We start from the raw sequence: 26,035 nt of genomic DNA, 5'->3' as shown, positions 1-26,035 counted from the left end.
TCTTGCAACTGTGGGGTGTGCAATCTTGCAACTGTGGGGTGTGCAATCTTGCAACAAACCCCTCTTTAACACTTTTGGGTTGCTGTGGGGTGTGCAATCTTGCAATTGGGGTGGACTTTCTTGCAACAAATCTTAAAAAACAATTAAAAAAACGGCTGTTTTAGCCGTTGTGGGGTGTGCAATCTTGCAAGTGGGGTGTGCAATCTTGCAACGAGAATGTTAAAATTTCGCGTCTGAAAATTCCTCTTTTGAAAAGAAAACTTTTATAGGACATTTCGTTGGAGCGTGTTTGTTGTTCTTGTAAAGTTCGTGATATTCTATTTCAACAAAATATTGGAGCTTCTCTAAAAAAGAAACTCCTATATAATCCGTCGTTTTCTCTTTGCGCTCTCTGCAAAATTCAACAAATCTTTTATATCCTCCTGTAATGATTTTCTTGTCCTCTTTTCCATGCTCATAGATGAATTCTATTCCTTTCATTTCCTCATCACTCAATTGATGTCTATCTTTAAAATAACGCATTTGATAGTCTCCCTCTATTTTTTCTTTAGTAGTATCTTCTATAGTGGCTTCTTTATCAATGATATTTGTTAGATATGGTTTAATAGTTATGATGTCTCCTATATAGTTATAATTAAACGATTTGTAATTAAATCTATTTAAATTGTCTCTTATTCCCTTCAAAAAACCCTTACACATATCCCTTGCTGTGGCATATTTCACGTCAAAGTGGGCGTTTAAGGTCTCTAATTTCACTTTTGTTCCCTCCATTGGTATTTTAGATAACCAAAAAGCAAAAAGAATAGGTTTTACTGTACGTACATTATAAGCCAATTTATAGAGTTGCTTGTTATAGCTATCTATGATTATAAGTTTTTTAACCCAATATCCACTTATTAAAAAGGTGGTATATCCCTTTTCTTCATAAGCAATACTACTTACAAGACCACCATATACTTTTATTTTTCGTCCATCTCTCCTTGTTATATTATACCACCCTTTTCTATACCCCTCTAACAATTCGTATGCCTTTCTAAGAGAAATAGAGTCTCGTGTTATTAGGCTGTTTTTTATTTTTATCTGTGCAAAAACATCATCTTCGTATGTAAATTCATTTTCAAAAAGGTCTAGTTTCTGCACATTTTGACTTTGAAATTGTTCTTGTCTAAGTTGAGAGATAATATTAAAAATGATTTTTAAGGCATTCGTGGTCAATATTGTAGCTTCTCTGTCCAAGAGAAATTCATCAACAAATTCATTTCCAAAAAAAAGAAAATCTACATTAGCAGGAATTTCTTTATATACCTTAGCTATTTTCCTATGAGATTTCTTTTGTAACAAAGGGGGTTCATACTCCTGCCCAAAATCAAACCTCAATTGAGTTACTTTCCCTTCTGCATTTTTATAAGGCAATAAAATTTGAGAGGGAGCAGGTTGTTCAGTTGTGGTTGTTTCTTCATCAGTTAAAATAAGGGGTGTATTTTTGTTTTTCTTTTGACCCGCTTGTTCTTCATTGTTTTTAGAAAAAGGTTTGAAATTTTCCATGTTTCTGTTATTTTAATTGTTTAATCTTATCTAATTTTTCTATATAGGCATCTCTTAGGCTTTTAAAATTCTCCTCTGTAAATTTATTAAAGCCAATATTACGTCTTTTGTGAGCCACTGTAGATTTATTCTTTCCAATGGCTCGTCCTACTTGTGTATCTGATAGCTCTAATAGGTCAATGATGTATAATACTTTTTCTTGTGTTGTCATAACTCAAATTTTTGTTGTACCTTTGCCCCGATTTTTAATTTTCAATATTATTATTTTTATTACTATTCTTATAGTAGAATATTCCCCTCCTCAAAAAGGAGGGGAGTATTCTCTTTAGAGAGTGTTGTATTGTCCTCCCCTTTCAAAAAAGCGCATATACTGCAATTGGCAGCCTGCAATTACCCCTCCAGTTGTACCATTACGAAACTTAGAAATGATAACTTCCACTTCGTTAGTGGTCGGGGTGCTATCTTCCCATTGGTCTATTTTATAGTATTCGGGACGATATAAGAAAATAACACAATCTGCGTCCTGTTCTATAGCTCCAGACTCTCGAAGGTCGGAGAGCATAGGTCTTTTATCCGCTCTTGTATCTACATTACGAGAGAGTTGAGAAAGGGCAATAATAGGTATATCTAATTCCTTAGCAAGTCCTTTAAGAGTGCGAGAAATCTCACTAATTTCTTGGTCTCGTGTGCGTCCTTTTTGATTGTTATTAATCAGCTGTAGGTAATCAATATAAATAGCTTTAACATCTTTCTCTCTTACCCACTTTTTTGCTTTGATTTTAAGAGATAACAAAGAAAGCGAGGGTTCATCGTCAATGTACAAAGGCAGTTCACTGAAAAAAGGCTGTTCTCTTACGGCTGTATCTATTTCGCTCTTAGATAGCGTTCCAAAAGATAGTTTATTACTATCTATTCCTGCATAATTGGCAAACAATCTCGCTGTAAGCTGTCGGGCGTTCATCTCAAGGGAGAATATACCTATAGGAAAACCTAATCTTGCCTGATGTAAGGCATCATTCAAAGCGTATGCGGTCTTTCCCATTGATGGACGCCCTGCTATAACAATAAAATCACTAGGCTGATAACCGTTTAATCTGATATTAACATCACTTATTGCCATAGGTATTCCTCCCCTCTCAGATTTGGGTTTTAGCACCTCTTCCAAATAATCGCCTATTTCTTTAGGCTGTTTGATTGACAGCCAATCTGATACTTTATCAAGTTCCTTATATGAGTTATCTAATATCTCATAAACATCTGTTTCATCATCATAGGATTTTTCCATAAGTTCATAACCTGCTTCTATACTTTTTCGTCTAACGTATAATCTTAATAGGATTTGGGCGTGATATTCTATATGAGCAGAGGAGTAGCCCTTTTGAGTGAGGAAAACAAGGTGTGCGCTTCCATCTATTTCCTTGAGCTTCCCTCTTCTCCTTAAAACATCACTAACGGTTAGTATATCTATTGCTTTAGATGTTTTGTATAGAGAAAGAATAGCTTCGTAAATTATGGCGTTTTTAGGATTATAAAAAACATTCGTGTCTTTTACCACCTCTACGAATGCAGCAATTCCCCTTTGTTCATTAAGCATACCTCCAAGTACCACTTCTTCTAAATCAGTGTTGTTAGGTTTAGGTCTGTTTTGCATACAATTATCATCTTATAAAATTATATTTTGTCAAATCTCCTCTCCCTCCTCCCTATCTTGTTGAAAGTCCCCGATGAGCTTATTTATTTGGTCTTTTAGAAATAGAATTGTATTGGTTATTTTAAAATCAACGAAAGCTACTTTGGGACAGTCTCTTTTAAAAGGAATTTCATTTTCTTCTAAATAAGAGGTTGTGGTAAATTCTCCTGATAACCGATGATTGCTTGCAAACAAGATAGCAATCAACATATTGAACCCTGATATATCGCCTTCTCCATTTATTTTAGGAGCATATATATCTCCTATCTTATTCCTTAAATTAAAATAATAATACTCTTTTTCTAACTGATGTAATAACTGATACATTATATATAATTATTTCTTGCAAAATTATACTACTTTGATATTTAAAACAATAGCGGAGTTCATACATGAAACCTAAATAAAAAATAATATTTATTACTATTGTGTTTAAATATAATATTTATTTAAATGATTTAAAAGGCTAAAAATAGATTAGATTTTTAGGGTAAAATAAAAACCGCTTACATGGAGCAAGCGGTTTTAAGCACTTCCTCAAACGACCAGTATGAGGAAACATCTATGATTACTTGGTGGTAACATTATTAGGATATTCTTTCTATACGTTAATGCAAAAGTCCTCCATAATAACCTTAATCACCTCAATGTTGCGCTGCAAAAATACAATAAAAAAATGAAACAAGCAAATTATTTTTTATCTTTTTCTTCGGTATTCTATCTTATCTAAATCTATAGTGTATATATGCTCTTGTTCTATTACCTGCTTATTATCTTCTATGTTTTGACTATCGGTAATATAGATAGTCTTCTCATAGCCTTCTTATTTGATGAGTTCCTTAGCCTTTTCCCAGTTTTTCTCCTCATTTAGAATAAGTAAATAAAAAATAATATTTATTACTATTGTATTTAAGTATAATATTTATTTAAATGATTTAAATGACTAAAAATAGATTAAATTTTTATAGTAAGATAAAAAGCCGCTTACATGGAGCAAGCGGCTTTTTGAATAATTTAATTTTAATATTATGAGCTGCAAAGGTAGTACAAAAAAATGAAACAAGCAAATTATTTTTTATCTTTTTCTTCGATATTCTATTTTATCCAAATCTATGGTGTATATCTGCTCTTGTTCTATTACCTGCTTATTGTCTTCGATATTCTGACTATCGGTAACATAGATAGTCTTCTCATAGCCTTTTTGTTTGATGAGTTCCTTAGCCTTTTCCCAGTTTTTCTCCTCATTTAGGATAATTACATCTTCCCTTGTCCTATCCACCTGCTGCTTAGTTAAGTATTTTAAATAATCCTCTGTAGAATTAAAGAGAAGAACGTTCTTATTCTCATTCTTGTAAGAGATACTTGTTATATCTTGTTTTCCTACTTTGGAATTATACTTTCCATTAGTAAGTTCATACCCTCCTGAATTATTTTTCATTCCTACTCCGTAACACGTTTTTCCATTAGGCAGCTCGTACTTTACTTGCACTAAATGTTCTTTTACCACTTCTTCGGGTATACCAAACATCTCTTTATAATAATCTGTATAGTTTTTAAAGACTACTCCCCTCTCTTGTATCACCTTCTTTCTTTCATCAAAAATTTCTCTCTCCTCCTTTTTCATTTCGTCCAATTTATCTTTTAGATACAAAGCACTCTCTAACCAATTGTACTGTTCAAACTTCATTACTGCTTCTACGAGCTTACCAGATTTATTGTCTTCCTTGTCTTGCCAAAAGCCTTTGTCATCAACTTCTATAGTGGGCTTATCTTTAAAATATTCTCTAAAGATGTGTTTTCCTTCCTTTTTACCCTCATAAATGAGCAGTCCTCTCTCTTGTAACTCAAAAAGATAATCTAATAAAGGGATTTTATCCTTTATTTCTTTTAACTCCTCCCTCTTTACATATTTCTTTTTTGTATTATATCTTTTTTTCCCTCTTCGTTGAATAGTGATACCTAAGTCATTTTCTTTGTCTTTTACTCTTCTTTTGATTTCCTCTTTATTAGAGGTAGTATTCTTTTTCACCTCGTTTTGATATTCGAAAGTTTCTTCTACTTTCCTCTGATACCCTGTTACCTTATCAAAGACTTCATCACAGTTGATTTTAAATTGCCCCCTATCAAAACCTACTTTTTTTCCTAAATTATTTTCCCTTACCTTTCTCTCATTAGCTAAAGGGCTAATTTTACTCTTTTTTTCGTTATTGGCTTTCCTACTCTGTATGATATGAATATGTGTATTAAAGCCTTTTTTCCGCTCTCCTGATTTAGCCTTTCCTTGTTTTACCTCTTCATCATATCCGTGATAATGTCTTTCATTTTCTACCACTCCCACATACATCAAATCTTCTCCCGAAGAAATTCCCAAATCTTCTCTATTAAAATTTTTAGCCATTACATTCTGAAAATCTCGTGCTAACTCTATCATCTTTTCATTCCAAATTTCTTTTTCTCCTTCACTTAATTGTTCATAGTCCGTGTAATGCTTCCCAAATAATTTATATGCCCACCATTGAGCTTCCTCTTCACTCAAACTATAGGTAGGAGCATACCACTTATCATCATTTTTACCTAATCCTCTACTAACATGTTTGTCTATCATCTCCACAGCTTCCTTTTCACTTATATCTGTTCTACTATGAGAAAAGAAATGGGTATTATACTTCATTAGGTAGTGAGCAAACCTTGCACAACTACCTTTATTACTCTCTATATCACTTTTTAGATGTACTTCAGAGTGCATAATCAAAACCTATTATCAAAAATTTCTTTTACTGTAACTTTCCTTTTCTCTTCCTTATACATGAAAATGATTGCTTTCATATTACAAACAACAACCCCTGCACCATATTTTAAATAATAAGGATTTATCTTATTTTTTTTATCTTTCTCAATATCCATACTCAACACTACACCATCTGCGTATGTACAAATGACAGAAAAGGTATCAAACTCATAATCTCTCATATCTTTGACAACTTTTTCAATAATATAGTCCGTAAGTTTTCTACATGCTTCTTGATGTTTTGTAAAAGTATCTTCTACCTCTTTATATAATTCATCTATTTTCATAACCCAAATTAATTTCAATTAATAATCTATTTTTAAAATTTCTTCTATAGTTAGTTTTCTATTTTTCTTTATGTATAATTTCTCTATTTCGTGCATACTACGTGTAGTAAATATATAACCATGTAAATCAGGATTTATTTTTTGTTTTTTGTCCTTTGCTATCTCTATGCACAAAAGTACTATTCTATCATCACATAAAACTTTAAAATAGAGAAACTCAAAATCATCATAGTCTTCTACTATATTTTTTATTAGATACAAAGTTGTGGCTTCACAAATAGTTTCAAATCTGTCGTAACAAATCCTTACTTCTCTTATATAATCATTTATACTCATTGTTCTATGTCTTTTTTTTAATTTAAACGAATTATAAAAGTAAAATATTATTCGAGGAAATTTTTCTTTATAACATTCTCTGAATATCTTATATACTCATTAAAAACGTTTTCTCCTAATTCCCTTTTTATATCTTCTTCTAATTCTTCGGGCTTTATTCCTTTCTTATAAATATAATTTTTTAAAATAATAATGGTATTGTCATAATCATCAAATAATGGATGATACTCGGATAGCTCTTGTTCCTCCTTAGGTATCATCTTAAAAAGAATTTGTTTAGACTTATCACTTATATCATGACGAATGTTTCCTAACATTTCGTCTTGCTTCTTTATAAATCCTATAAGCCTATTTATTTCATGGGTGAATAGCTTCTTCAACTCCTTTTGAGTTAGAACCTCCATAGGAATAACTTCTTCTTCCTCTTTTTTTTCCGTCTCATCAAAAAATAAGTCTGGAAAGAATTTACTTTCATTTTTCTCTAAATAAGCTATCAAAAGAGAATATAGCTTTGTTAGAGTTATATTCCTCTTATCTGAAATCTTTTTCAATTTCAGGTAATCTTTTTCGTTTAAAATTACTGTCTTATATTTCATACCTAATATATTTCTAATATAAATCTAATATACGCTATTTGTTTGATTATCAATATGTTTTTGTAAATCTAATATATTTCTAATATAAATCTAATATATGTTTTACTTCGTTTTTCTACGTATGTTGTTGATACTCTGTTTGTTACTCCCGTTAGGGCAAGTCAACCCGATACCTTTGGTTCGGGTTCGGCTTGCTATTTTTAATACGGCAAATTTACATCTTTTTTCTCAATTACCAAATTTGCGGAGCAATTTTTTTTTATCATCTTTTTAAGCGTTTGTTTTCTCATTTAATTCTTCTGTTTTATCATCTTTTCTTCTTTCTCTTTTGTCATTCTTCTAATCTATATTTTTTATCATCGAACTATTTATTTCTTCTATTTCGCACATTTTGGAAATCCTTTAATATATATAAATCCACAAAGCTGTCAAAGAAGAAATACATATAGATTATATGAACCTATTAAAATTTTTTATATTAGATTTATTCCCCTTTTTACATTAGGTTTTTACTCCTCTTATAATGTAGCCTATAGCTTATTTCTGCTCAAAAATCAATCTCACCGTGTTTGGCTTTCAAAGAAAAAATACGTAAGGATTATGTGCATTTACTAAGATTTTTATATTAGATTTATTCCCTTTTTTACATTAGGTTTTTACTCCTCTGATAATGTAGCTATGGCTTATATTCTCTCAAAAATCAATTTCACCGTGTTTAGCTTTCAAAGAAAAAATACGTAAGGATTATGTGCCTTTACTAAAATTTTTATATTAGATTTATTCCATTTTTTACATTAGGTTTTTCCTCCTCTTATAATGTAGCTATAACTTATTTCTGCTCAAAAATCAATCTCACCATGTTTGGCTTTCAAAGAAAAAATACGTAAGGATTATGTGCCTTTACTAAGGTTTTTATATTAGATTTTCTTCCTTTTTTACATTAGGTTTTTATTCCTTTTTTCTTTTACGATGTATAAGTTACTATATAATGTAAAAATTTTTATATAATCTATTGTATATTTGAAAAGTATATATTACCTTTGTGCAGAATTTTTAATCATTAATTTAATTATTTATTTTATGGATACAGAACTTCAAACACCAACTGAAAGTCCAATTAAAAACGAAGGGCAAACACAGAAAAGAAAACAAAAAGAAAAGGCTGACCTTTCTTCTCTTCCTAAAGAAAAAGCTGGACTTCTTCTTTACATTAACGCCTATGAGGTTAAAGAAAAACTTCAAAAGGCTATTTCAGAGGTAGAAAATTCTTTGACAGAAAAAGAGATTGACCCAAAAATTTCTCTTGAAAAATTAAAGACTTATCTGCCAAATATCCTTAAAGATGTTAGGCGAATATCAAATAACATTTCAAAAGTTTATAACCTAAAATTAAATGATAAGGACATACAAAATCTCTACGAGATAAGAAAAGTTCTTACAAAAGTGTCTCCAGATAGTGTTACCAACTTTATGGAATTGCTAAATGTAGAGAAAGATACAGATAAAGAAAAAGAGTAGTTTAACTACTCTTTTTCTACATAAATGACCACCAAAAATACAAATCATTTGAAATTAGAATAATCATTTGAAATTAGAATAAGCACCTATATTCTTTTTTATATATTCCTCTTTCACATTTTCCTCTTCTTTTACCTCAACATTATCTTTCCCTCTTACTTTTGTATTGGTAGGAGTAATACTGTTTTCTTCAGGAGTGAAAACTCCATCATACCTTCCTCTTATACAAAAATCATTGTAATCATCATATTTATCAAAGAGTACAGAGAAATTATTTACTCCGTCAAATAAATTTTCCATTAATTTTGTTATCTCCTTCCCTGCTCCGTCATTGTCGAAATAAGTGTCTATTCTGTTATATCCTAAGAGGTTTTTATACAAAGAACTGTTTGTTTCTCTATTGAGATTATTATACATTGATTGTACAAAGGCTACCGTATTTAGAACTATATAATCGTAATCTTTGTAAGTTTCCTTATGCTCCGAAGCATAACTTAGAAAATCAAAAAAGCCCTCAAACATTTTTACTTTCTCTGAACCATTTTTTATAGTAGAAAAATTCTTTCCATTAATATTCCTCTTACTATAACAATTTCTTAGCTCATATCCTGCATTATCACATCTGAAGCCCAAAGAATAATATCTCTTTCCTCCCGATAAGTAATGAACCTCTGTGAGATATTCCTTTGCTATATCAAAATTTACGTTTCTACTTCTTAGATAATCATATAACTTTCTATTCTCTATAGGTTTAATTTCATTTAGTATTTCATCTCCATTATCGTTTTCTTGCTCTACTTCCGAGTTCCTATAGTGTTCTATTATTGGGGTTGCCCCTCCTTTGTATTCATTATTGAAATAATAGACTACTTCATTTATATCCATGTTCTTTAGTAGTCGGCATAATTCCACTAGCTTTCCTCCAACTTTTTGAGGATAGTCAAACCAAACATTCTTTCCTGTATGTACTTTGAAACTAGCAGTATGCTCGCTTCTCAAGGGGCTACAATACCACAATTCTAATCCTCCCTTTTTGCTTTTGTCTGGATAGAAACCTTCATTAGCTAAAAAATCTTCTATCTTTATCTGCTCGTTTATCTCTCCTATATTCATAATATCATTATTTTTCTTTGTTTTTCTCTTCCCTTACAAAATCTACTATTTCAGGAATATGCCCTAAAAAGAAGTCTATTATATCACTCATAAAGTATTGCTTGGAAAAATCCTCTCTTCTCTCCACTCCTACCTTTATAGCAAGTTTTGTAAGCAGGTTCTTCCAAATATCGAGTTCCTCCTTAGTAAAATTTGCCCAACAGTAATTAGCCATTTTCTCATCAGGAGGAAATGTTCTATCATTAGAGGGACGCTTTCCCTTAATTCCTATATAAGTATCATAGAAATCCTTATGTTTATCAGTGTCTATTTTTATATTCTTATCCATGTATTTAATAAGAGAGATAAACACATCTGACCTTGTTATTGAGACAAACTCCTCTCCTAATTCTTTGACTAGTTCATAATAAGCGGTAGAAAAATTTTCCCAAAATTTAACTGGGACTTTTACTGGCATTGGAAAAAAACGCTCTTTTTCCAATTTTTCTCTTATTTTATCTTTATTTCCTTCCCCTCTCTTTAAAGCAGCGGTTTTCATAATAGCTCCTAGTTGGATTTGCCCGCCAAAAGTCTCTTTTTTCTCTGTCTTCGTTGCCATATTTGTATTTTTATTGTTTTATTTAAGTTTTTTACATAGAAAGTATTCCACTCATGAAAGTAGCCCAATCTTCTTTATTTAATGTTTTTTCGTAAATCTTTTTCCACTCATCAATAAGTTGATAAACAAGCCACTCTCTTGCTTCTTTGTATTCTCCTATCTCATTTGCTTCAAAAACGAGTTCTCCAAGAAAATTTTTAACACTTCCTCTATAGAAAGGTCTGTCTTTTTCTTCATCAAAGTAACAATCTATTACTCCTATAAACCCTTTTCCTCTAAACCATTCGAGTACTTGTTCGTGGCTCGGAATAGACAAATAATCAACTGATTTATTATGATTTTCTTTTTTAAAATCAAATCCTAATTCTTTGGTGTCAAAATCTTCATACTGTTTTATAGGTAAGAAGAATTGACAAGGTAAATCAAACCCTATTTTTTTAAGTCTCTTAGCTTGTCCTACCGATACGAGCCAAGATGGATAATTATTTACTTCCATAGTTTATTTTTTTAGAATATAGTATTTTGTATATTCTTTTATCAGACGATTAACTAACGCTTCACGAGCTTCTTCATAAGTTGGAAATTCTTCCTCATAAGAAACAAATCGCATATATATTTGAAAAATTTCATAAATATATATTTTTTTACCTAAAATAGGTAAGTATCTTACTGCTCCTATAAATCCTTTTTCTCTGAACCATTCCAGTACTTGTTCGTAAGAAGGTATTGACAAATACACATAATAACCAGTAGAATTTTTATTGTTATAATTATATTCGTCAGGATAGAGAAAATCATCATCCTCTTCACAGATGTCTGCATAACAACACAACCTATTTACATCTTCATAAAAGTTCCAAAAAAAGTGGCACTCTTTATCAAAACCTATTTCCCTGAGTCTTTTTGCTTGCTCTACCGATACAAGCCAATTTGGATAATCATTTGTTTCCATATACTATAGATTTTTAGTGTCTATCTTTTTAGAATAAATAATGCTTGTTTTGTAATATTGTGTTCCTTTTTTATCATAAAAATACTCTTTCTCATTATATAAACTATCTCTAACAATAGTATTATCTATTAGTTTTAGTTCGTAAAGAGTATATTTCTCTTTTTCATGTTTATCGTTCAGTTTTATTACAAACGCAATAGACATTACGAAAGCAAAAACAAAGGATATATAAAACCCCCAATCACTGTCTCTTCTAAAAAAATAAAATATTCCTATTAAACCAATCAGAGTTACTACCCCTATTACTATTATTCCTATCATTATTTTTCTGTTTTATGTGTTATACCATAGCTTTTATATTCAATCAATTTATTAACTAACGCTTCACGAGCCGCTTCGTAACTGCTAAATTCATCTGTACTATTGTCTTCAGAACTGTATATTAGCTTACGATTGATTTTTCTAATCTCAAAAGAGAAAGTTTCACTTTCTGCATCAGGATAAGTATTGTCAAATAGGATAAAACCATAAAGTCCCTTTTTTCTGAACCATTCGAGTACTTGCTCCCAAGTAGGTATAGAAATGCCTTTTTCTGTACTATTCGCATTATAAGAACTTTCTTCCTTTAGTATGTAATTTTGAGAATATATCTTGTTCTCCTCTTTATATCTTTTACTCTCTAATACATCAGAAGATGTAGTATTTTGAGTAGGCTCGTTAAATCCAATTTCTTTGAGCTTTTTGGCTTGCTCTATAGATACAAGCCAATCAGGGTAATTATTTGTTTTCATAAATATTTCCTATTATAGTACAATCTTTAACTGTGTATTCACTAAGTGCTTTTGAATGAACTATTTTATCCCTATTATCACATAGTTCAAAAGAACAATTAATATTATTAAAAACTACATAATATTTACTCTTATGTGTAAGTGAGGTGTTTTTAATAAATCCTTCTTCTAACAAAATATCACCTTCATATATTTCCTTACCATTCTTATCATAAAGACCAGTAAATTGACATATTGTTTCAGGGTCTATTTCAAATTCATTTATATGATTTTTATTTGTAAGATAGCCATAAGTAAAACTTCCGTTTCTATCTTCATACTTCTTGTTATTTACTTCTATCGCTTTAAACCTTATTGTTCTCATTTTTATTGTTTTTAATCGTTTATTTAAATATGATATTTATTTACAACCTTAAAAATTAATTATAATCGTATGAGATTATAATGGCTTTCAAAAGAGAAATATGTTTCTCTTATCTGTGTGCAAAGGTAGTGCAAAAAAATGAGACTACCAAGAAAAATATAAATTATTTTTTCTGTTTTTCCTGCTTTAATCAAATATGATGTTTGTTTTTAATATTAAAAATAGAATACAATAATTATTACTCTTCTTCTTTATTGATGATAGCTCCTAATTTCAATATAAAGCACATTTTATCTTTTTCTGCTCCCCATTCAATTTTTCCTATCCCTTGTGTGATACTTTTTAGTTCTATAGCAAATTGTGGCGCATTGGTAGCATATCCATTACGAAAAACTACTCTATCAAAAGATTTATCTGTAAGTCTCTTCTGCCAGTAGGGTTTGATTTCTCTATATTCTTCTGTTTTTTCTCCTGATAGGATAAGGTCAAACCATCTTTTCTTTAGGGTTAAGTAAAGAATTTTCATAATCAAAGAATTTCATCTAACTCTTCCTCGTCCAGTTCATCTTCATATATTCTCACAATCTTTACCTTTTCTCCCTCCGTGTATTCGGGTTCATTGCTTTCTACATAGTCAAAAGGACTATCATTAAATAGAGCCTTTGCTTCTTCTTCATTATTTGCTCTGACTACAGCGATGTAAGTATCTACTTTTGTATGTTCAAATTTTATACTATACTCTTTCATTTCTTTTGATTTTTGAAAATAATATTATTCTGTATCTTCCCCTCTCTCTGACCATTTCATTTTATAGAAAGCAGTCATAGCCTTTTTTAAATCAAGATTAAAAACGTTTATGAGTTCTCTGATTAATGCTTCACGAGCTTCTTCATAGGTATTGTAGAGGGCGAACAGTTTTCTTAGCCCTATGATTTCATAAGAAAATCCCTTATCTGTCTTATTTTTATAGCGATAAGTAACAATTCCTATACATTTTTTATCTCTAAACCATTCCAATACTTGCTCCCAATCACAAGTTTCTTCTAAATTGGAATGTTTCAAGACAGTTTCCTCTACTTCTTTTTTCTTGTACCACTCTCCAGTTTGAGTATCTATAACCATTTCAAAGCAATTAAATCCAGTTTCTTTGAGTTCATTGACTATCTCTATAGGGACGAGCCAAGAGGGGTAATTGTAATTCTTCATATATTTACCCTTTAAACAAGTACATTGACCAACTTATAGCAACCTCTTCATTGCGATTGTCTAATTCTTTTAGTAAGCTATCTATTTCTTTATCCTCACTAAGTTCAAGAGGAACTTGTAAATAGAGCTTTTTAATTATTTCATTATGAAATTTTGTGTGTTTTTCAACCTCAGAGAGGTGTGTTAGTGCTTCTTTTAAACACTTTAATAGTTCTTGTTTATTCATCTTTTATAAATTGACCATTAGATATTTTTCCAGTTCTGTTTTTTATCTCATTGTAGGCGATGTTTAGGCACTCCTCAAGGGTGGTATTTGCCAAAAGAGCTATATTATTTAGATGCTTTAGTACATTAAAACCATTCAAAAAAGGAGATGGTTTAACAGTAGAATACTTATTTAGAGCTTCGTCAAAGAAAAGGTCTATTATTGATTTATTGGCGTAAATAGCAACTAAGACATGAGAGGTATGAGCGTCAAAAGGCTCGGATAAGACTTTTTCTATAATAGCTTCTATATTTTCACCTCGAAGATACCAGTAGTTAATGAGCGTTACCATCACATCACCTATTGCATCTTGTACAGCGGACTTATCATTGTCATAACATGCCTTGATAAGCTCACCAACTTCTTCATGCGTTTTTAAGAGTTCCTCAAAAGGCGTTAGCTCTTCATAGATTTCTCTTTCTTCTGCCCACTTATGAATAAGTGGGATAAGTTCTTGTATTGTTTTGTTCATTTGTTTTTTTTTAATTAATTATTGAAAGCAAGGCAGGACTTGAACCTGCTATTATCCCGATTGATACTTGCTTTTTAGGTTTTTAATTACCCAATATCACTGGCGTTCTGCCATCTGTGATAATTACCTTATTAGAGGTCTTACTTAACATCTCAATATATTGCTGCATTAGGATTTCCTTTGTAAGACCTGCGGATTGAACTTTGTTTGTTTCCGCGTCTATCTTTGCCTTCTCTAACAGCATTCTTGAGGTCTCTAACTCATTTTTTACTCTATTAGCTTCCTGAATAGCCTTGTTTCTGTCTTCTACCGCTTTGAGCATTGAAGCAGGAGGTTTAAGCCCTGATGTAAGTGTTGTGAGGTCAAAGAATTTAGTTTCGAACTCCTCTTTCAGTCTTCTTTGTACTGATAATTCAAACTTACCTAAGTTATTCATAAGACTGTCAGTGGTGTAGTTTCTCGCTTCCTCACGATAAGCGTCTGTAACACGCTTGTTAAGTACATTGGCTTCTACATTATCAAAGAAGGTTTCAGGGTCTTTAATATTGTAGTTTTTGTAGTTGAACACAATCTCGGCACCTTTACCACGAATAGGCGTATAGGTGTAAGAGGGGTCTACCGTGAATACGCCTGCATCTTTGGCTGTAATTTCCACTACATCAGGGTCGCCTGCTTGCTCCCACATAGGCACTTGATAGAGTTCACTACCCAGTCCTAATATCCCTTGCGCTCCTGTTACAATCTTGAACGAATTGATACCATTTCGTCCATACTCTGTCATTAAAACCCCTTCATAATTGGGTTCAGGTCTGTTACAAGCTACCAAAGAAGCCATAACACCTAATAGAAAAATCATCTTCTTCATCATATAAAAAATTAAATTAGTTCCTAAAAAATTTCTCGTAAGGAAAAGCTATCAGTATAAAAACTGATACAAGTAGCCCTACTATCCACAAATAAGGAAATTCACTCCTAAATAATACCATTATCCCGAATACCAGCGCCACTAACAGAATAATGAATACTAACACTCGTATTGCTATTTTTCTCATTTTTATTGTTATTTATTGTTACAATCTTAATTTAGGTTTCCATTCTATTTCTTTATCTTCTTCATTTCTTTGCTGCTTCTCCCTTTCAATTTCATTAGAAAGATGTTTTTGGTATTGGCTTAGCATAAACTCATTATATTTATCAAAAGTTTCATTTTCTCTTACACTCTCTAATGCTTCGTAATACTGCGCTTTATCTTCCGCAAAAATAATACCTAAAGGAAGTCCATATCTATGTTGTATGAAATTCATCAATAGTCTTGACGTTCTTCCATTTCCATCTAGAAAAGGATGTATATTTACTAATTCATAATGAGCATAAAAAGATAAAGCTAATTGTTCTTCTATTGTCTTTGATTTATCTAATTCTTCATTGAGTTTATTAGCTAATTTTTCTAAAGCCATAGGTACTTTGTCATAGTTCATAAAAGACCTATTCCCTGCCGATACTCTCACCTTTCTAAGTTCTCCTTTACTAGAATCTACTACACCTAACGCATTAGAAAAAACTTCTCCTGTGTTTTTCATCACTCTAGCTCCTATTTCTTGAATGAATTTCATAGAAATAGGTGTCTTCTTCTTGGCTTGTTCCAAAATAAAATTAAGAGCTTCATAATGGTCTTTTGCTTGATTGGAAAAAAGCAAAGGCTTCCCACTAGGCGTATTTCCATCCTCAATAAGTATTCTTGTCTCATTTAAGGTTAAAGTAGACCCCTCTATCCTTGTAGAATGACTTGTAATAAGAATTTTATTAAATTCCATATAATTCAAAGATTGTTCTATCTCCAAATCTTTATATTCTTGTATTAATTTTTCTATACTCATTTTATTATTATTTATTGTGTTTTATGAATATGATATTTATATTTCTATGTCAATTGTTTTTTACTGCTTCTATAATTCCAACTACTAAAGCCAGCCCTAACATCCACAAATAAGGCAATTCACCACTAAATAATGTCTTAAATAATACCATTATCAATAAGAATACCAACGCCACTAATGGAATAAGGAGTACTAAAACTAATATTATTTTTTTTCTCATTTTTATTATTATTTATTGTGTTTTATGAATATGATATTTATATACTAATAACTACTTAGAGAAACCATGCTTCTGTATACTTTTTCCTTAGCCCTTTCCAATTCAGCAATTTCAGGATTTTGCATTAACAAGGCTCTTAATTCTTCTCCTTCTTTAAGAGCTTTATTAAACTCCTCTTTTGTAATTTCTTCTAATTCCTTTTCTTCAAATACTAATTCAGGAGTTACATGCAAGTGACGAAAATCTTCTATTTGATTATATGATAAATACATTGCATAAAAAGCTGATATAGGAATTATATATCCACTTTCATTTTTTTCTTGTGTTTGAATATATATATCATATTTGTTTAAAATACAATTAATATGATTAATGTTTTCCTCTTCATTATTTTAAATTCATAATAAAGGTTTTGCAATTTCTAATAGTTCTCTTTGTTCTTCGAGGAATTTGTCTCTGATTTCTTTAGTTTTGAAAGCTAATACTCTACCATTACCACAAGTTCTCTCAGTATCTAATTTACCTCTATAGTTTTCAATAAAGTATTTCCATTCATCATCTTCCCAATTAGGCTGCCAACCTTCATTATAATAATCTCTAAGGATAGTTAATTTTTTTAGTGCTTCAAAAGCTCTTTCATATTCTTCATTAATGTATGCTTCATCTGCATAAATCACTCTATCTTTAGAGTTCTTTTCTAACCAATCTATAGCTTCCTCATAAGTTCTTATAGGTGCTTTTTGTTCAAAGCCTTGCAGAGTATAAGGGGAGGTTGAAAGTGTAGGATTGGAACTCCACACAGGACAACCTTCTAAATCATAATAACTAAGGTCGTCTTTTCCTTCAAATTGAACTTCAATAGGATAATCGTAAGAATGTATTTTATGAGAAAACGCATCTTCTTTTATATCCAGTACTTTCCCTTTTTTATTTGGATTATTGACTTGGTCATAGACCTCCATTCCTACTTTAAATACTGTCTTCATAAATCTCAATTAGTTTGTTGATTTCGTTATTTTTAATCGTTTAGCTATCATCTCTACTATATCAACCGTTACAGCATTTCCTATGAGTTTATAACGCTGTCTTCTTGATATAGGTTTTACCACCCCTCCATAATCACCATATTGTGTCCAGTTATCAGGAAAGCCTTGCAGGCGCTCTCTTTCTACCTCTGTCAGCACACGAATTTTACTATTTGTATAATCTTTATTATGCTTTTTCAAAGTAGAACCATAAACAATATACGTATCATCTTGGTTTAAGTTTCCATTGGCTTTGAGTGTTCCACTAATCGGGGCTTGTGATTTACTTTTCTCTCCCGATTTAGACAAGAAATCATCTTCTGTGAAAGGAAATATTCTTGGCTCACCTCTTCCTGCAAGATATCCAACAAGGAATATTCGTTCTCTATTTTGGGCTTGTACCCAGCTTGTATTAAGCAATTGCCATTCAAGTCTATAACACCCAATGTTGGTAAATTCTTTGAGAATTGCCCAAAAGTCTGCGCCAGCGTTAGAGGAGAGTACTCCTTTAACATTTTCCCAGATAAAAACACTTGGTCTGAGCCGAGCAACGAGGGCAATTGCTTGGTAGATAATACTACTTTTACTTCCTTTGAGACCTTCCTTTCTTCCAGCAATGCTGAAATTTTGACAAGGCGTTCCAAAAGTGATAATGTCAATCCCTGTAAAGTCTGCGGGCTGAATAGAGTTAATGTCTCCGACATAAGTTGCATCTTTAAAATTATATTTATAGTTTGCTATGGCTTCTTTTTTTATCTCACTAAAATAGTGTTCTGTAAAATGGTAACCTGCTCTCTGAAAGCCGAGCGAAAAACCACCTATACCGCTGAAAAGGTCAATTATTTTCATCTCTTTTATATTTTTCTTCTATTCCTTTTAAATGAAGAACTGTTGTCCATGACAAAACACAAAAGGTAAAAGCCAACGATAAGGCTTCAGCTATCTTTCCCCATACATAAGGAGTTTGCTCTTCTTTTATTTCTTTTTTAGTGATGTCCTTTTTAGTGATGCTATGTTCTAATTTTTCTCTTTTTTCTTCTAATTGATTTTTTGCATAATAAATAAGACAAATTCCTATTGCACAAATCAGAATAGCTTTCAAGGAAGAAGCCCATTTTCTGTTGTATAAAGAAAAAGATACTAAAATCATTGAAAGAACACAAAGAAACACCCCAATACAAAAAATTAATATAGAAATCATAATATTATTTTTTCCAACGTTTATTATAAGAGGTTATCATATATTTTTTATTTTCCAACTCTGATAAAGTTACATGATATTCTTCTTCTCCGACACGAATAGTTTCTTCTCTTTCTATATTTAATTCTATTCTTGCATGAAAGTCTTCCTCTAAAAAAGAAAGGTCTTCTACATAATCATAGATAGGAAATTCTTTCATAATAAAACTGTGTATTTCACTATGAGAAATGTTTTGTGGTGTAATCTTTTTCTTATTTACCCACTCTTGTAGATGTAATGTTTGATTTGTCATGATTTTGATTTTTAATATTATTATTTTTCTTTTGACCGCTTTTTTCTTAGCTTTATATTAGACTATTACTATACTTTTATTTTTCATTATAAAAGATAGTTATCTTATTGATTATAAACTCTATATATCTATAATCCGCTGCTAACTCTTTTCTATCCGTAAGAAAGAAAATTTTTAATCCTATAAAAATTTTTACAAATTCCTTTGCCCAAATAGAAAAGAGTTCCATTTGTTCTCCTTTTCTTTTAGTCGTAATAAAATCAAATATTCTTTTATTATACTTCTCAATAGACAATAGTCTATTATCTAAAGTATGTCCATCAATATTATTTTCCCTTATATGTTTTATAGAAAATACGTTTTTATCTACAACACAGAAAAGAATTTCTCCTATTATTAAAGAGTAAAACATCTCATCAATAATATCTTTTCCCCCTCTTTTTTTCCACTTCTCTTTAAAAGAAGCGTATTCTTCAAGGTTTTCAAAGAAGGAACTATCATCAAGGTAATTATTGCCAAAATTAAAAAGATTTATTTCCATTTTTTTATACCAAGTTTTTTAAGCATTTCGTTTGTTAGATTTAGATAATCCTGTGCTACAGTACAATTATGGTCATATTGGAATATTGTCTTTCCTTCCCAACTTGCTTTAACTACATTTTCTGAACGTCTGATAAAGGTTTGAAAAAAGGTTTCTTTGGCATGTGTATTCATCAATTCTGCCAAATTCTTATACATTATCGTCTGTGGATTTACATTGGAAAAATATGCTCCAATAAGCTGTAATGGAAGTTTGTTCTTTTCCTTTAATTCCTCTACACTCTGCAAAAAATCATTAAGATTTTTTGATGAAAAGTAATCAGGATATAAAGTACACATATAGTAATCACAAGCAAACAAAGCAAGCTCGGCAGGAGTAGTGGAGGTAGCAACAATTCCCGCAGGAGGAACATCTATAAAGACAAAATCAAAAGCGTCCTTTATTGGGTCTAGCGCCTTTTTAAGAGCGTTCTTTTTATAGTTCTGAGCATCAAAATTTTGAGAACCAGTTAGAACAAACATGTTCTCATCCACTTGTATCAAAACTTCTTCTTTTCCTTTAGGGTTTCCCTCTAACAAATCCACGATATTAAAGCTGTCCAATAGCTTTTCATTTCTGATGTTGCACCCCCCTGATAAATCACATTGACTATCAGCATCTACCAATAATACTTTAGCTCCTTTACTTGCCAATACGGCAGCTATATGAATGGTGTTGGTGGTCTTTCCAACCCCTCCCTTTCTGTTCAAATTTACTATAATCATTTTCTTTAATATTATTATTTTTACTGTTTTACTTAAATATGATATTTATTATTTATAGACAAAATAATTTAGTTGTTTACAAATAAGTGAGTGTGTCCAAATATTCAACGGGTGGATAAGCGCTCTTTATAGTGGGGTCAAAAGGCTCTACTTTTGGCACTGGCAAATTATCATTCCATCTTCTTTCTCTAAGCATTTGTCGGATATGCTCTTTGAAACTTTCATCGTCAAACAAATCTTTGGTGTCTTGGTATTGTTTATACCAATCTCTTTTGTTCTTAATCAACTCAACAAGGAGTTTATATTCCTCTTCGTAGAAGAAACCTATTTCTTTCATGGCAGCAGTAGCATGACGAAATTCATCTTCTTCCAAAACTGCTGCACACACCAAATTAGTGTAGCTTGTATAGTTTTCTTCTAGATAATCTCTTACGAGCATGGCTTTTTCGTCCCTCTCGTTACTAATAACTTCCCCCTTTTCATTGGTAATTACTTCCATTTTATCAAGCGAAAGAATTTCGTTTATTTCATTGTAAATTCTTTTTGCTTCGTCTCCTCTGAGGTCTAACTCAGGTCTATAAATCCAAAACCAATTTTGGATGTACTTAATTAAAAATTCTGTAGTATTCATTTTTGTTCGTTTTTAAATTTAAAAAATTAGTAATAATCTTCATTGAATAGTTTCATGATTTCTTCATGAGAAAGTTGATTTTTTCCTTCTTTTATTATATCTAATCTTTGACAAGCATAATCAAACTCTTCCTCTGTCAAATCATTTAAAAAAAAATCTATAGTACCTTTTTCTTTCCATTCCAAATCTCCTTTTTCGTAATATTCTTTTGTCCTTGTTTTTATACTATCCATTATTTGTTCAAATCTCTCTCTATTATATCTTTCTTTTCCCTCTAAAGAAAAATCCTCAAAAATATAATATATTGCAAGATAAGGATGAGTTTCACTGCGCGCCCAAGCCTTAAACTCTTCTGCATGAACAAACTCCAATATTCTTTTTGATTTCATAACGTTTATTTTTTCGTGTGCAAAGGTAGTACAAAGAAATGAGACTACCAAGTAAAAGGTAATTTATTTTTATTATTTTTTATTTGTTTATTTAAATATGATATTTATTTAAATAATAAAAAATATTTTCTTTTTGACCGCTAAATATTTTCCATATTAGAATGATTTTTTAGATATATAATTAGTAATTAGTACTTCATTGGAAGCGTTTTTGTTGCGTATAAGGGTTTGATAATTGGCATTGGCGTAATGGGTATTGATGTGATTGACTACATACTGGGGGCGGTTGTGAAGCCATTCTTTTAGGATGGTATTTTCTTTTCCTTTGTGTTCTAATACATTAGAAAGGGCAAATTTGATGCCTCTTGCATTGAGTTGGTCTAAAAGGGCAAGTAATTGATGTTCTGTTTTTTCATTCCAACCTTTAAATCCCCGTTTGCCGTCATTATAGGTGCCTGTGGTGATGAGATAGGGAGGGTCGGCATACAGAAAATCATTTTGGGTAAGGAAAGAATAATCAAAATCGGTAAAGCAAAGGCTTGAGAAAATGGGTTGTGTTTCCTTAATTTGGATAATGAACTGCTCAAGATTGTGCTTCATTGAGGGGTTAAAACTGCTTCGGTTTTTGCCAAAAGGGTTGTTGAATTGGTGGTTATTGTTGAAGCGTATTTGGTGGTTAAAGGAGTAGGCTATGAGGACAAAGAGGTCTAAGGGGTGTTTGTGCTGGTTGTAGGCATTGCGTAATTTTTTGTAGGCTTCTTCATTGGTAAGGGAGAGCCCAAGGGTGGCTATTCTGTTTTGGATATAAGAGAGTGTACTTTCTAATTCGTTTTGCTGAAAGTAGCGATACATTTCTATAAGAAAAGAAAGATTATCATTGAAATAGACTTTGTTTGCTTCTACATTGATACCTACATTGCAACCTCCTGCAAATATATCGACAAAGTTGTTGATATACTTTGGGAATAGGGGGAGTATTTGGTTTAATATTTTTGTTTTTCCTCCTATGTAATTAAGGGGTGATTTTATTTTTTGATAGGTGTATGTAAGCATTTTTTGAGTGATTATTTTTTGGGGACAAAGGTAGTAAAATAATAGCAAAAGACAAATGGATTAGTCGTTTGTTATTTGTTATTGATAGTTGGTTTATTGTTTTTATTTAGTATAGGGTTTTGCGTGATATGAAGAATTTTTAGAAGATAGAGATTAGGGGATAGAAAAAACTTTGCAATTTTTCAAAATTACTTATTAGCCCATTAGTTGATGATATCAAAACCGGTGTATTTTCTTAGGAGTTCAGGGACTACAATACCTTCGAGGGTTTTGTAGTTTTCTAATTTATTTTTATGTATAATGTATAACATATTATTAATGTAAAAATAATGTCTGTTTACTCTTTTAATAACACTCTCCCATAGTTCTTTGTCTCAAACTTGCATTGGAATTACGTCAGTTCGGAATAACATAACAAAACTTTAATTTGATGTCAGTTTTACATATACAAAACTGATTTACAACTATATTTACATCTCATTCTGTGTAAATTCAGCAACTAAGCCACCTATCAATACCCATCACAACTGTTAATCATCAATAACCTTAGAGAAAGCTTTGAGTAACTCTCAAAATTCACACAACCAATCAATAACCAGCATATAAAAATCCCTACAAAAGAAAGTAAACTTTTGTAGGGATTTTGTTATGTTATTACATTTTATGTATCCAGAATTCGGGGTTGAGGCGGGTAGTGTTTTTATATATAAAGAACTTCATTTCGGTCTTGCCATTGCTATCGGTGAAGATTTTGCCAAGAGGCTCTTTGGCTTTTACCTTATCTCCTTTCTTTACATACACATCAGTGAGATTGTAATAAATAGTGATGTAGTTACCGTGTCGCACCTGCACTACTTTGTTACTTCCTGGTATCGATTGTATGGCTGATACTTCGCCTTCAAACACACAACGGGCTTCTGAACCCTTTTCAGTAGCAATGGTCACCCCATTATTGTAATGTTGCAACTCAGGATATACAGGGTCGTAATACACCCCAAAACCTTGCGATTTGTAGCCCTTTGCCACTGGCCAAATAAGATTACCCTTGTTGGCTTCGAAGCTATCGGCTACTTTACGCGATTCGGGAGTAAGTACAAAAATAATTTCAGTATTAGAACCTGAGGAAGGAGAAGAAGTAGTTTTAGGAGCGTTTTTTCCTCTGTTTAAAGCAGCTAAACGCTCTTTCTCACGTTTATTTGCCTCTATAATAGCCAAACGAATCAGGCGCTGTATTTCGCGGTCGATAGCGTTAGCTTGTTTTTGTTTTTCGCGTATCTGCGCTTCATAGTTGCGCTCTGCGGCACGGATATTGGTAGCCAACACTTCCAACTCCTTTTTCTCCGTCTCCAAAGTAGCTTGCTCTTGGCGTTGCTCTTCCAATACTTGGTTTTTAGTATTGCGTTGGGCTACCAAAGTATTGTTGATAGTCTTTATTTTATCAGTCTTTTCTCGTATGAGGCTCACCTGCTCTTTGCGATAGTTGGCATACTGTTTCATATAAGCCAATCGCTTGTAGGCTTGCGAAAAACTTTCAGAAGAGAGCAAAAACAGCAATCGGTTTTGTGCCGATTTACTTTTGAACGACTGTTTGATAATCTTAGCGTATTCGCCTTTGTGGTATTCCAATTCTTTTTTGAGGGTACGCAGTTGTTCCTCGTTGTCAGCTATTTCTTTGGAAAGCAAATTCGCCTGCTGCTGATTGATTTGTATTAGGCGTGTGCGCGCTAATATCTTCTCATTAGCAACTTCTATCTGCTGAATGGTAGTTTTGTGTTGCTGACTTTGTTGTTGGCGTAAAGCGGACATCTGCTTGATTTGTTCAAGCAGAGCCTTCTTGCGTTGTTCTAATTCTTTTTGCTTAGTTTGCGCTGTAAGGAGTAGCGGAAAGCAAAGCAAAAACAGTGTGATTTTTAGTATATTCATAGGTCGTAGCACGACGGACAGTTTAACGTATTTTCAACTTTGCCAGAGTTTCAAACTTTGGTAAAATTTGCGACACATTTGTTACTTGTTTATTGTTATTTCTTTCATTCCCGATGGGATTTTAAAGGGGAAGGATAGTTTTTTATCTAAATCCAATCCTTTGAACTCTAAAATGATTTGGGTGCTATTCTCTCCCTCGCTGGCAACTATCTTAATGGAGAGAGGTAATAAGAGTTCCCCCACTTGCTGATAGCTGTAAGTTGCTATTGCCTTTTGGTTTGCTCCCAAATGATTTACTTCGGTAACCTCCACACGGTAATTATCAGGTAGGAAGCGGTAAATCACTTCCACGGGCGACTCGCCGGTGACCTCAATATTATAGCGGTTGTTGTCCTCAGGGAGGAGCTTGATAAAACCTTCGCTTTTAAAGTTGAGACTGTAAAGCGCATTGCCTAATAATAGGTTCTGTAATTCGTTAAAACCTACATCAATGCCTAACAGTTTGCTGATATAGCTAAAATCACCGCTGAAAAAAGAACTGTCTAAACGGTTATAATATTCGGCTTTTTCGGGGGTGATGAGTGCTTTGGCTACTCCCAAAGGAGCGGATATCCATATTGTTTTGTCTTTCTCCATACGGAAAGATAGAGGCAAACTCTGCTCATTCTTACCGTCTTTATAAGTTACTTGCAGGTTAGCGCTAAGTGTTTTAAAAGTAGGAAACGATTTTAGGTGGCGGTTGATAATTTCTTTGGCTTGTTTATCAACGCTTGTTCTGCCAGCGGGGGTTACTACTGCTTGTTTGGTTTTACAGCTCACCAATAGCAAGACTGTAAGGATTAAGATGATTTTTTTCATAATATGTTATTTCTCAATGAGACTATTTGCTTAATTACCTCCGGTGCTTCCAAAGCCTCCGGCACCTCTTTCAGTTTGTGAAAGCTCGGTTACAGTTTCAAAAGTGGCTTTCTCATACTTGGCAAATACCATTTGGGCAATACGGTCGCTGTGGGCAATGGTAAAGGGTTCATTGGATAGGTTTACGATAGGTACTTTTACCTCGCCACGATAATCACAATCGATAGTACCTGGGCTGTTGATTACTGTAATGCCGTGCTTGATTGCCATACCGCTACGCGGACGCACTTGTGCTTCATAACCTTCGGGTATTTCTAAGAATAAGCCGGTAGGCACGAGGGTGCGCTCTAAGGGTTGTAAGGTGATGTTACTGTTAGGCAAATTAGCTCTTAGGTCTACGCCTGCGGCTCCTTCGGTTTGATATGAAGGGAGCTCGTTATTTGATAGGTTTTTTATCTTTACTGTCATTTTTTAGTGGGTTTCAACTTTGGCAAAGTTTGCGGTGTTTATTACTAATTACTTGTAGCGCCACAATTCTTGCGGTGTATTCATTCTTGATGTTTTCTTTTATTATTGGGTGCAAAGATACGACGTAATTAGCAAATTAGCAAGTCGTAGTACGATAAGGGTTAAAAATTAGAGAATTAGGAAATTAGAAAATGAGAAAATGGGGTGTGAAGTTGAGTTAGAGGAATGAGGCTGTGCCTCAGAAATCAAACAAAATTTAAACAAAATCAAGG

At 32.2% G+C, this 26,035-nt stretch carries 37 protein-coding genes; 1 reads left to right on the top strand and 36 read right to left on the bottom strand.

The annotated features are described in order from the left end of the window. Window positions 1-219: 219 nt before the first annotated feature. The 8 genes from Q0625_RS00350 to Q0625_RS00315 form a co-directional block, all read right to left on the bottom strand. Entirely contained in the window at window positions 220-1,545 is a 1,326-nt protein-coding gene (locus Q0625_RS00350; RefSeq protein ID WP_298822918.1) for a hypothetical protein, read from the bottom strand. Between the two features lie 7 nt (window positions 1,546-1,552). Then, window positions 1,553-1,756, bottom strand: a complete 204-nt coding sequence (locus Q0625_RS00345) for a hypothetical protein (RefSeq protein WP_298822917.1) — start codon at window positions 1,754-1,756, stop codon at window positions 1,553-1,555. Between the two features lie 114 nt (window positions 1,757-1,870). After that, window positions 1,871-3,196: a replicative DNA helicase gene (gene dnaB, locus Q0625_RS00340; protein WP_298822916.1), complete on the bottom strand. Its 1,326-nt coding sequence runs from the start codon at window positions 3,194-3,196 to the stop codon at window positions 1,871-1,873. A gap of 30 nt (window positions 3,197-3,226) precedes the next feature. Then, the gene (locus Q0625_RS00335) at window positions 3,227-3,562 is read right to left on the bottom strand and encodes a hypothetical protein (RefSeq protein ID WP_298822915.1); all 336 of its coding nucleotides are present in this window, start codon (window positions 3,560-3,562) and stop codon (window positions 3,227-3,229) included. A 748-nt stretch (window positions 3,563-4,310) separates the two neighbouring features. After that, entirely contained in the window at window positions 4,311-5,981 is a 1,671-nt protein-coding gene (locus Q0625_RS00330; protein WP_298822914.1) for a DUF5712 family protein, read from the bottom strand. Window positions 5,982-5,983: 2 nt separating this feature from the next. Further along, entirely contained in the window at window positions 5,984-6,310 is a 327-nt protein-coding gene (locus Q0625_RS00325; RefSeq protein ID WP_298822913.1) for a hypothetical protein, read from the bottom strand. Window positions 6,311-6,328: 18 nt separating this feature from the next. Next, window positions 6,329-6,646 carry a hypothetical protein gene (locus tag Q0625_RS00320; protein WP_298822912.1) on the bottom strand — a complete coding sequence of 106 codons (318 nt, stop codon included), beginning with the start codon at window positions 6,644-6,646 and terminating at the stop codon, window positions 6,329-6,331. Between the two features lie 47 nt (window positions 6,647-6,693). Next, on the bottom strand, window positions 6,694-7,242 hold the full coding sequence (locus Q0625_RS00315) for a hypothetical protein (RefSeq protein WP_298822911.1): 549 nt from the start codon (window positions 7,240-7,242) through the stop codon (window positions 6,694-6,696). A 1,080-nt stretch (window positions 7,243-8,322) separates the two neighbouring features. Here Q0625_RS00315 and Q0625_RS00310 point away from each other — a divergent pair. Next, window positions 8,323-8,760, top strand: a complete 438-nt coding sequence (locus tag Q0625_RS00310) for a hypothetical protein (protein WP_298822910.1) — start codon at window positions 8,323-8,325, stop codon at window positions 8,758-8,760. A 63-nt stretch (window positions 8,761-8,823) separates the two neighbouring features. Here Q0625_RS00310 and Q0625_RS00305 read toward each other — a convergent pair whose 3' ends face one another. The 28 genes from Q0625_RS00305 to dut form a co-directional block, all read right to left on the bottom strand. Next, on the bottom strand, window positions 8,824-9,873 hold the full coding sequence (locus tag Q0625_RS00305) for a toprim domain-containing protein (RefSeq protein ID WP_298822909.1): 1,050 nt from the start codon (window positions 9,871-9,873) through the stop codon (window positions 8,824-8,826). 7 nt (window positions 9,874-9,880) lie between these two features. Continuing rightward, window positions 9,881-10,471 carry a hypothetical protein gene (locus Q0625_RS00300; protein WP_298822908.1) on the bottom strand — a complete coding sequence of 197 codons (591 nt, stop codon included), beginning with the start codon at window positions 10,469-10,471 and terminating at the stop codon, window positions 9,881-9,883. Between the two features lie 31 nt (window positions 10,472-10,502). Then, window positions 10,503-10,967 carry a hypothetical protein gene (locus tag Q0625_RS00295; protein WP_298822907.1) on the bottom strand — a complete coding sequence of 155 codons (465 nt, stop codon included), beginning with the start codon at window positions 10,965-10,967 and terminating at the stop codon, window positions 10,503-10,505. Window positions 10,968-10,970: 3 nt separating this feature from the next. Then, a complete protein-coding gene (locus Q0625_RS00290) occupies window positions 10,971-11,423 on the bottom strand; it encodes a hypothetical protein (protein ID WP_298822906.1) in 453 nt (150 codons plus the stop codon). Window positions 11,424-11,426: 3 nt separating this feature from the next. Further along, complete coding sequence (locus Q0625_RS00285; RefSeq protein WP_298822905.1) at window positions 11,427-11,744, bottom strand: hypothetical protein; 318 nt, start codon at window positions 11,742-11,744, stop codon at window positions 11,427-11,429. After that, window positions 11,744-12,214, bottom strand: coding sequence for a hypothetical protein (locus Q0625_RS00280; protein ID WP_298822904.1), 471 nt, complete (start codon window positions 12,212-12,214; stop codon window positions 11,744-11,746). Before Q0625_RS00280 ends, Q0625_RS00285 begins: the two co-directional genes overlap by 1 nt. Then, complete coding sequence (locus tag Q0625_RS00275; protein ID WP_298822903.1) at window positions 12,201-12,578, bottom strand: YopX family protein; 378 nt, start codon at window positions 12,576-12,578, stop codon at window positions 12,201-12,203. Before Q0625_RS00275 ends, Q0625_RS00280 begins: the two co-directional genes overlap by 14 nt. A gap of 238 nt (window positions 12,579-12,816) precedes the next feature. Continuing rightward, entirely contained in the window at window positions 12,817-13,104 is a 288-nt protein-coding gene (locus Q0625_RS00270) for an ASCH domain-containing protein (protein WP_298822902.1), read from the bottom strand. Between the two features lie 2 nt (window positions 13,105-13,106). Then, entirely contained in the window at window positions 13,107-13,325 is a 219-nt protein-coding gene (locus Q0625_RS00265) for a hypothetical protein (protein ID WP_298822901.1), read from the bottom strand. Window positions 13,326-13,349: 24 nt separating this feature from the next. Next, window positions 13,350-13,784 carry a hypothetical protein gene (locus Q0625_RS00260; protein WP_298822900.1) on the bottom strand — a complete coding sequence of 145 codons (435 nt, stop codon included), beginning with the start codon at window positions 13,782-13,784 and terminating at the stop codon, window positions 13,350-13,352. A 4-nt stretch (window positions 13,785-13,788) separates the two neighbouring features. Next, entirely contained in the window at window positions 13,789-14,010 is a 222-nt protein-coding gene (locus tag Q0625_RS00255; RefSeq protein WP_298822899.1) for a hypothetical protein, read from the bottom strand. Beyond that, window positions 14,003-14,521 (bottom strand): MazG-like family protein, encoded by a 519-nt coding sequence (locus Q0625_RS00250; protein WP_298822898.1) that lies wholly within the window; start codon window positions 14,519-14,521, stop codon window positions 14,003-14,005. The genes Q0625_RS00255 and Q0625_RS00250 overlap by 8 nt, the downstream gene beginning before the upstream one ends. Window positions 14,522-14,603: 82 nt before the next feature. Further along, window positions 14,604-15,389, bottom strand: a complete 786-nt coding sequence (locus tag Q0625_RS00245) for an SPFH domain-containing protein (RefSeq protein WP_298822897.1) — start codon at window positions 15,387-15,389, stop codon at window positions 14,604-14,606. A 202-nt stretch (window positions 15,390-15,591) separates the two neighbouring features. Beyond that, the gene (locus Q0625_RS00240) at window positions 15,592-16,398 is read right to left on the bottom strand and encodes a Fic family protein (RefSeq protein WP_298822896.1); all 807 of its coding nucleotides are present in this window, start codon (window positions 16,396-16,398) and stop codon (window positions 15,592-15,594) included. Window positions 16,399-16,447: 49 nt separating this feature from the next. After that, window positions 16,448-16,618: a hypothetical protein gene (locus tag Q0625_RS00235; protein ID WP_298822895.1), complete on the bottom strand. Its 171-nt coding sequence runs from the start codon at window positions 16,616-16,618 to the stop codon at window positions 16,448-16,450. Between the two features lie 44 nt (window positions 16,619-16,662). Beyond that, window positions 16,663-16,890: a hypothetical protein gene (locus tag Q0625_RS00230; protein ID WP_298822894.1), complete on the bottom strand. Its 228-nt coding sequence runs from the start codon at window positions 16,888-16,890 to the stop codon at window positions 16,663-16,665. 126 nt (window positions 16,891-17,016) lie between these two features. Continuing rightward, window positions 17,017-17,604: a hypothetical protein gene (locus Q0625_RS00225; RefSeq protein WP_298822893.1), complete on the bottom strand. Its 588-nt coding sequence runs from the start codon at window positions 17,602-17,604 to the stop codon at window positions 17,017-17,019. Between the two features lie 9 nt (window positions 17,605-17,613). After that, window positions 17,614-18,492 (bottom strand): DNA (cytosine-5-)-methyltransferase, encoded by an 879-nt coding sequence (dcm, locus tag Q0625_RS00220; RefSeq protein ID WP_298822892.1) that lies wholly within the window; start codon window positions 18,490-18,492, stop codon window positions 17,614-17,616. Further along, window positions 18,479-18,844 carry a hypothetical protein gene (locus Q0625_RS00215; protein ID WP_298822891.1) on the bottom strand — a complete coding sequence of 122 codons (366 nt, stop codon included), beginning with the start codon at window positions 18,842-18,844 and terminating at the stop codon, window positions 18,479-18,481. Before Q0625_RS00215 ends, dcm begins: the two co-directional genes overlap by 14 nt. 4 nt (window positions 18,845-18,848) lie before the next feature. Further along, the gene (locus tag Q0625_RS00210; RefSeq protein ID WP_298822890.1) at window positions 18,849-19,136 is read right to left on the bottom strand and encodes a hypothetical protein; all 288 of its coding nucleotides are present in this window, start codon (window positions 19,134-19,136) and stop codon (window positions 18,849-18,851) included. 76 nt (window positions 19,137-19,212) lie between these two features. Further along, complete coding sequence (locus Q0625_RS00205; protein ID WP_298822889.1) at window positions 19,213-19,677, bottom strand: hypothetical protein; 465 nt, start codon at window positions 19,675-19,677, stop codon at window positions 19,213-19,215. Continuing rightward, entirely contained in the window at window positions 19,668-20,441 is a 774-nt protein-coding gene (locus Q0625_RS00200; protein WP_298822888.1) for a ParA family protein, read from the bottom strand. Before Q0625_RS00200 ends, Q0625_RS00205 begins: the two co-directional genes overlap by 10 nt. Before the next feature lie 76 nt (window positions 20,442-20,517). Further along, complete coding sequence (locus Q0625_RS00195; protein WP_298822887.1) at window positions 20,518-21,072, bottom strand: hypothetical protein; 555 nt, start codon at window positions 21,070-21,072, stop codon at window positions 20,518-20,520. 26 nt (window positions 21,073-21,098) lie between these two features. Further along, a complete protein-coding gene (locus Q0625_RS00190) occupies window positions 21,099-21,461 on the bottom strand; it encodes a hypothetical protein (protein WP_298822886.1) in 363 nt (120 codons plus the stop codon). Window positions 21,462-21,617: 156 nt separating this feature from the next. Then, window positions 21,618-22,514, bottom strand: coding sequence for a Dam family site-specific DNA-(adenine-N6)-methyltransferase (locus Q0625_RS00185; protein ID WP_298822885.1), 897 nt, complete (start codon window positions 22,512-22,514; stop codon window positions 21,618-21,620). Window positions 22,515-23,168: 654 nt separating this feature from the next. Then, entirely contained in the window at window positions 23,169-24,437 is a 1,269-nt protein-coding gene (locus Q0625_RS00180) for a peptidoglycan DD-metalloendopeptidase family protein (protein ID WP_298822884.1), read from the bottom strand. Between the two features lie 81 nt (window positions 24,438-24,518). Further along, window positions 24,519-25,295, bottom strand: a complete 777-nt coding sequence (locus Q0625_RS00175) for a DUF4292 domain-containing protein (protein WP_298822883.1) — start codon at window positions 25,293-25,295, stop codon at window positions 24,519-24,521. A gap of 30 nt (window positions 25,296-25,325) precedes the next feature. Further along, on the bottom strand, window positions 25,326-25,763 hold the full coding sequence (gene dut, locus Q0625_RS00170) for a dUTP diphosphatase (protein WP_002674355.1): 438 nt from the start codon (window positions 25,761-25,763) through the stop codon (window positions 25,326-25,328). Between the last annotated feature and the right edge of the window lie 272 nt (window positions 25,764-26,035).

This window comes from uncultured Capnocytophaga sp. (genome assembly GCF_938029845.1).
Taxonomy (GTDB): Bacteria; Bacteroidota; Bacteroidia; order Flavobacteriales; family Flavobacteriaceae; genus Capnocytophaga.
The sequence above is the reverse complement of the archived record's forward strand: the minus strand, read 5'-3'. Positions and strand labels throughout refer to the sequence as shown.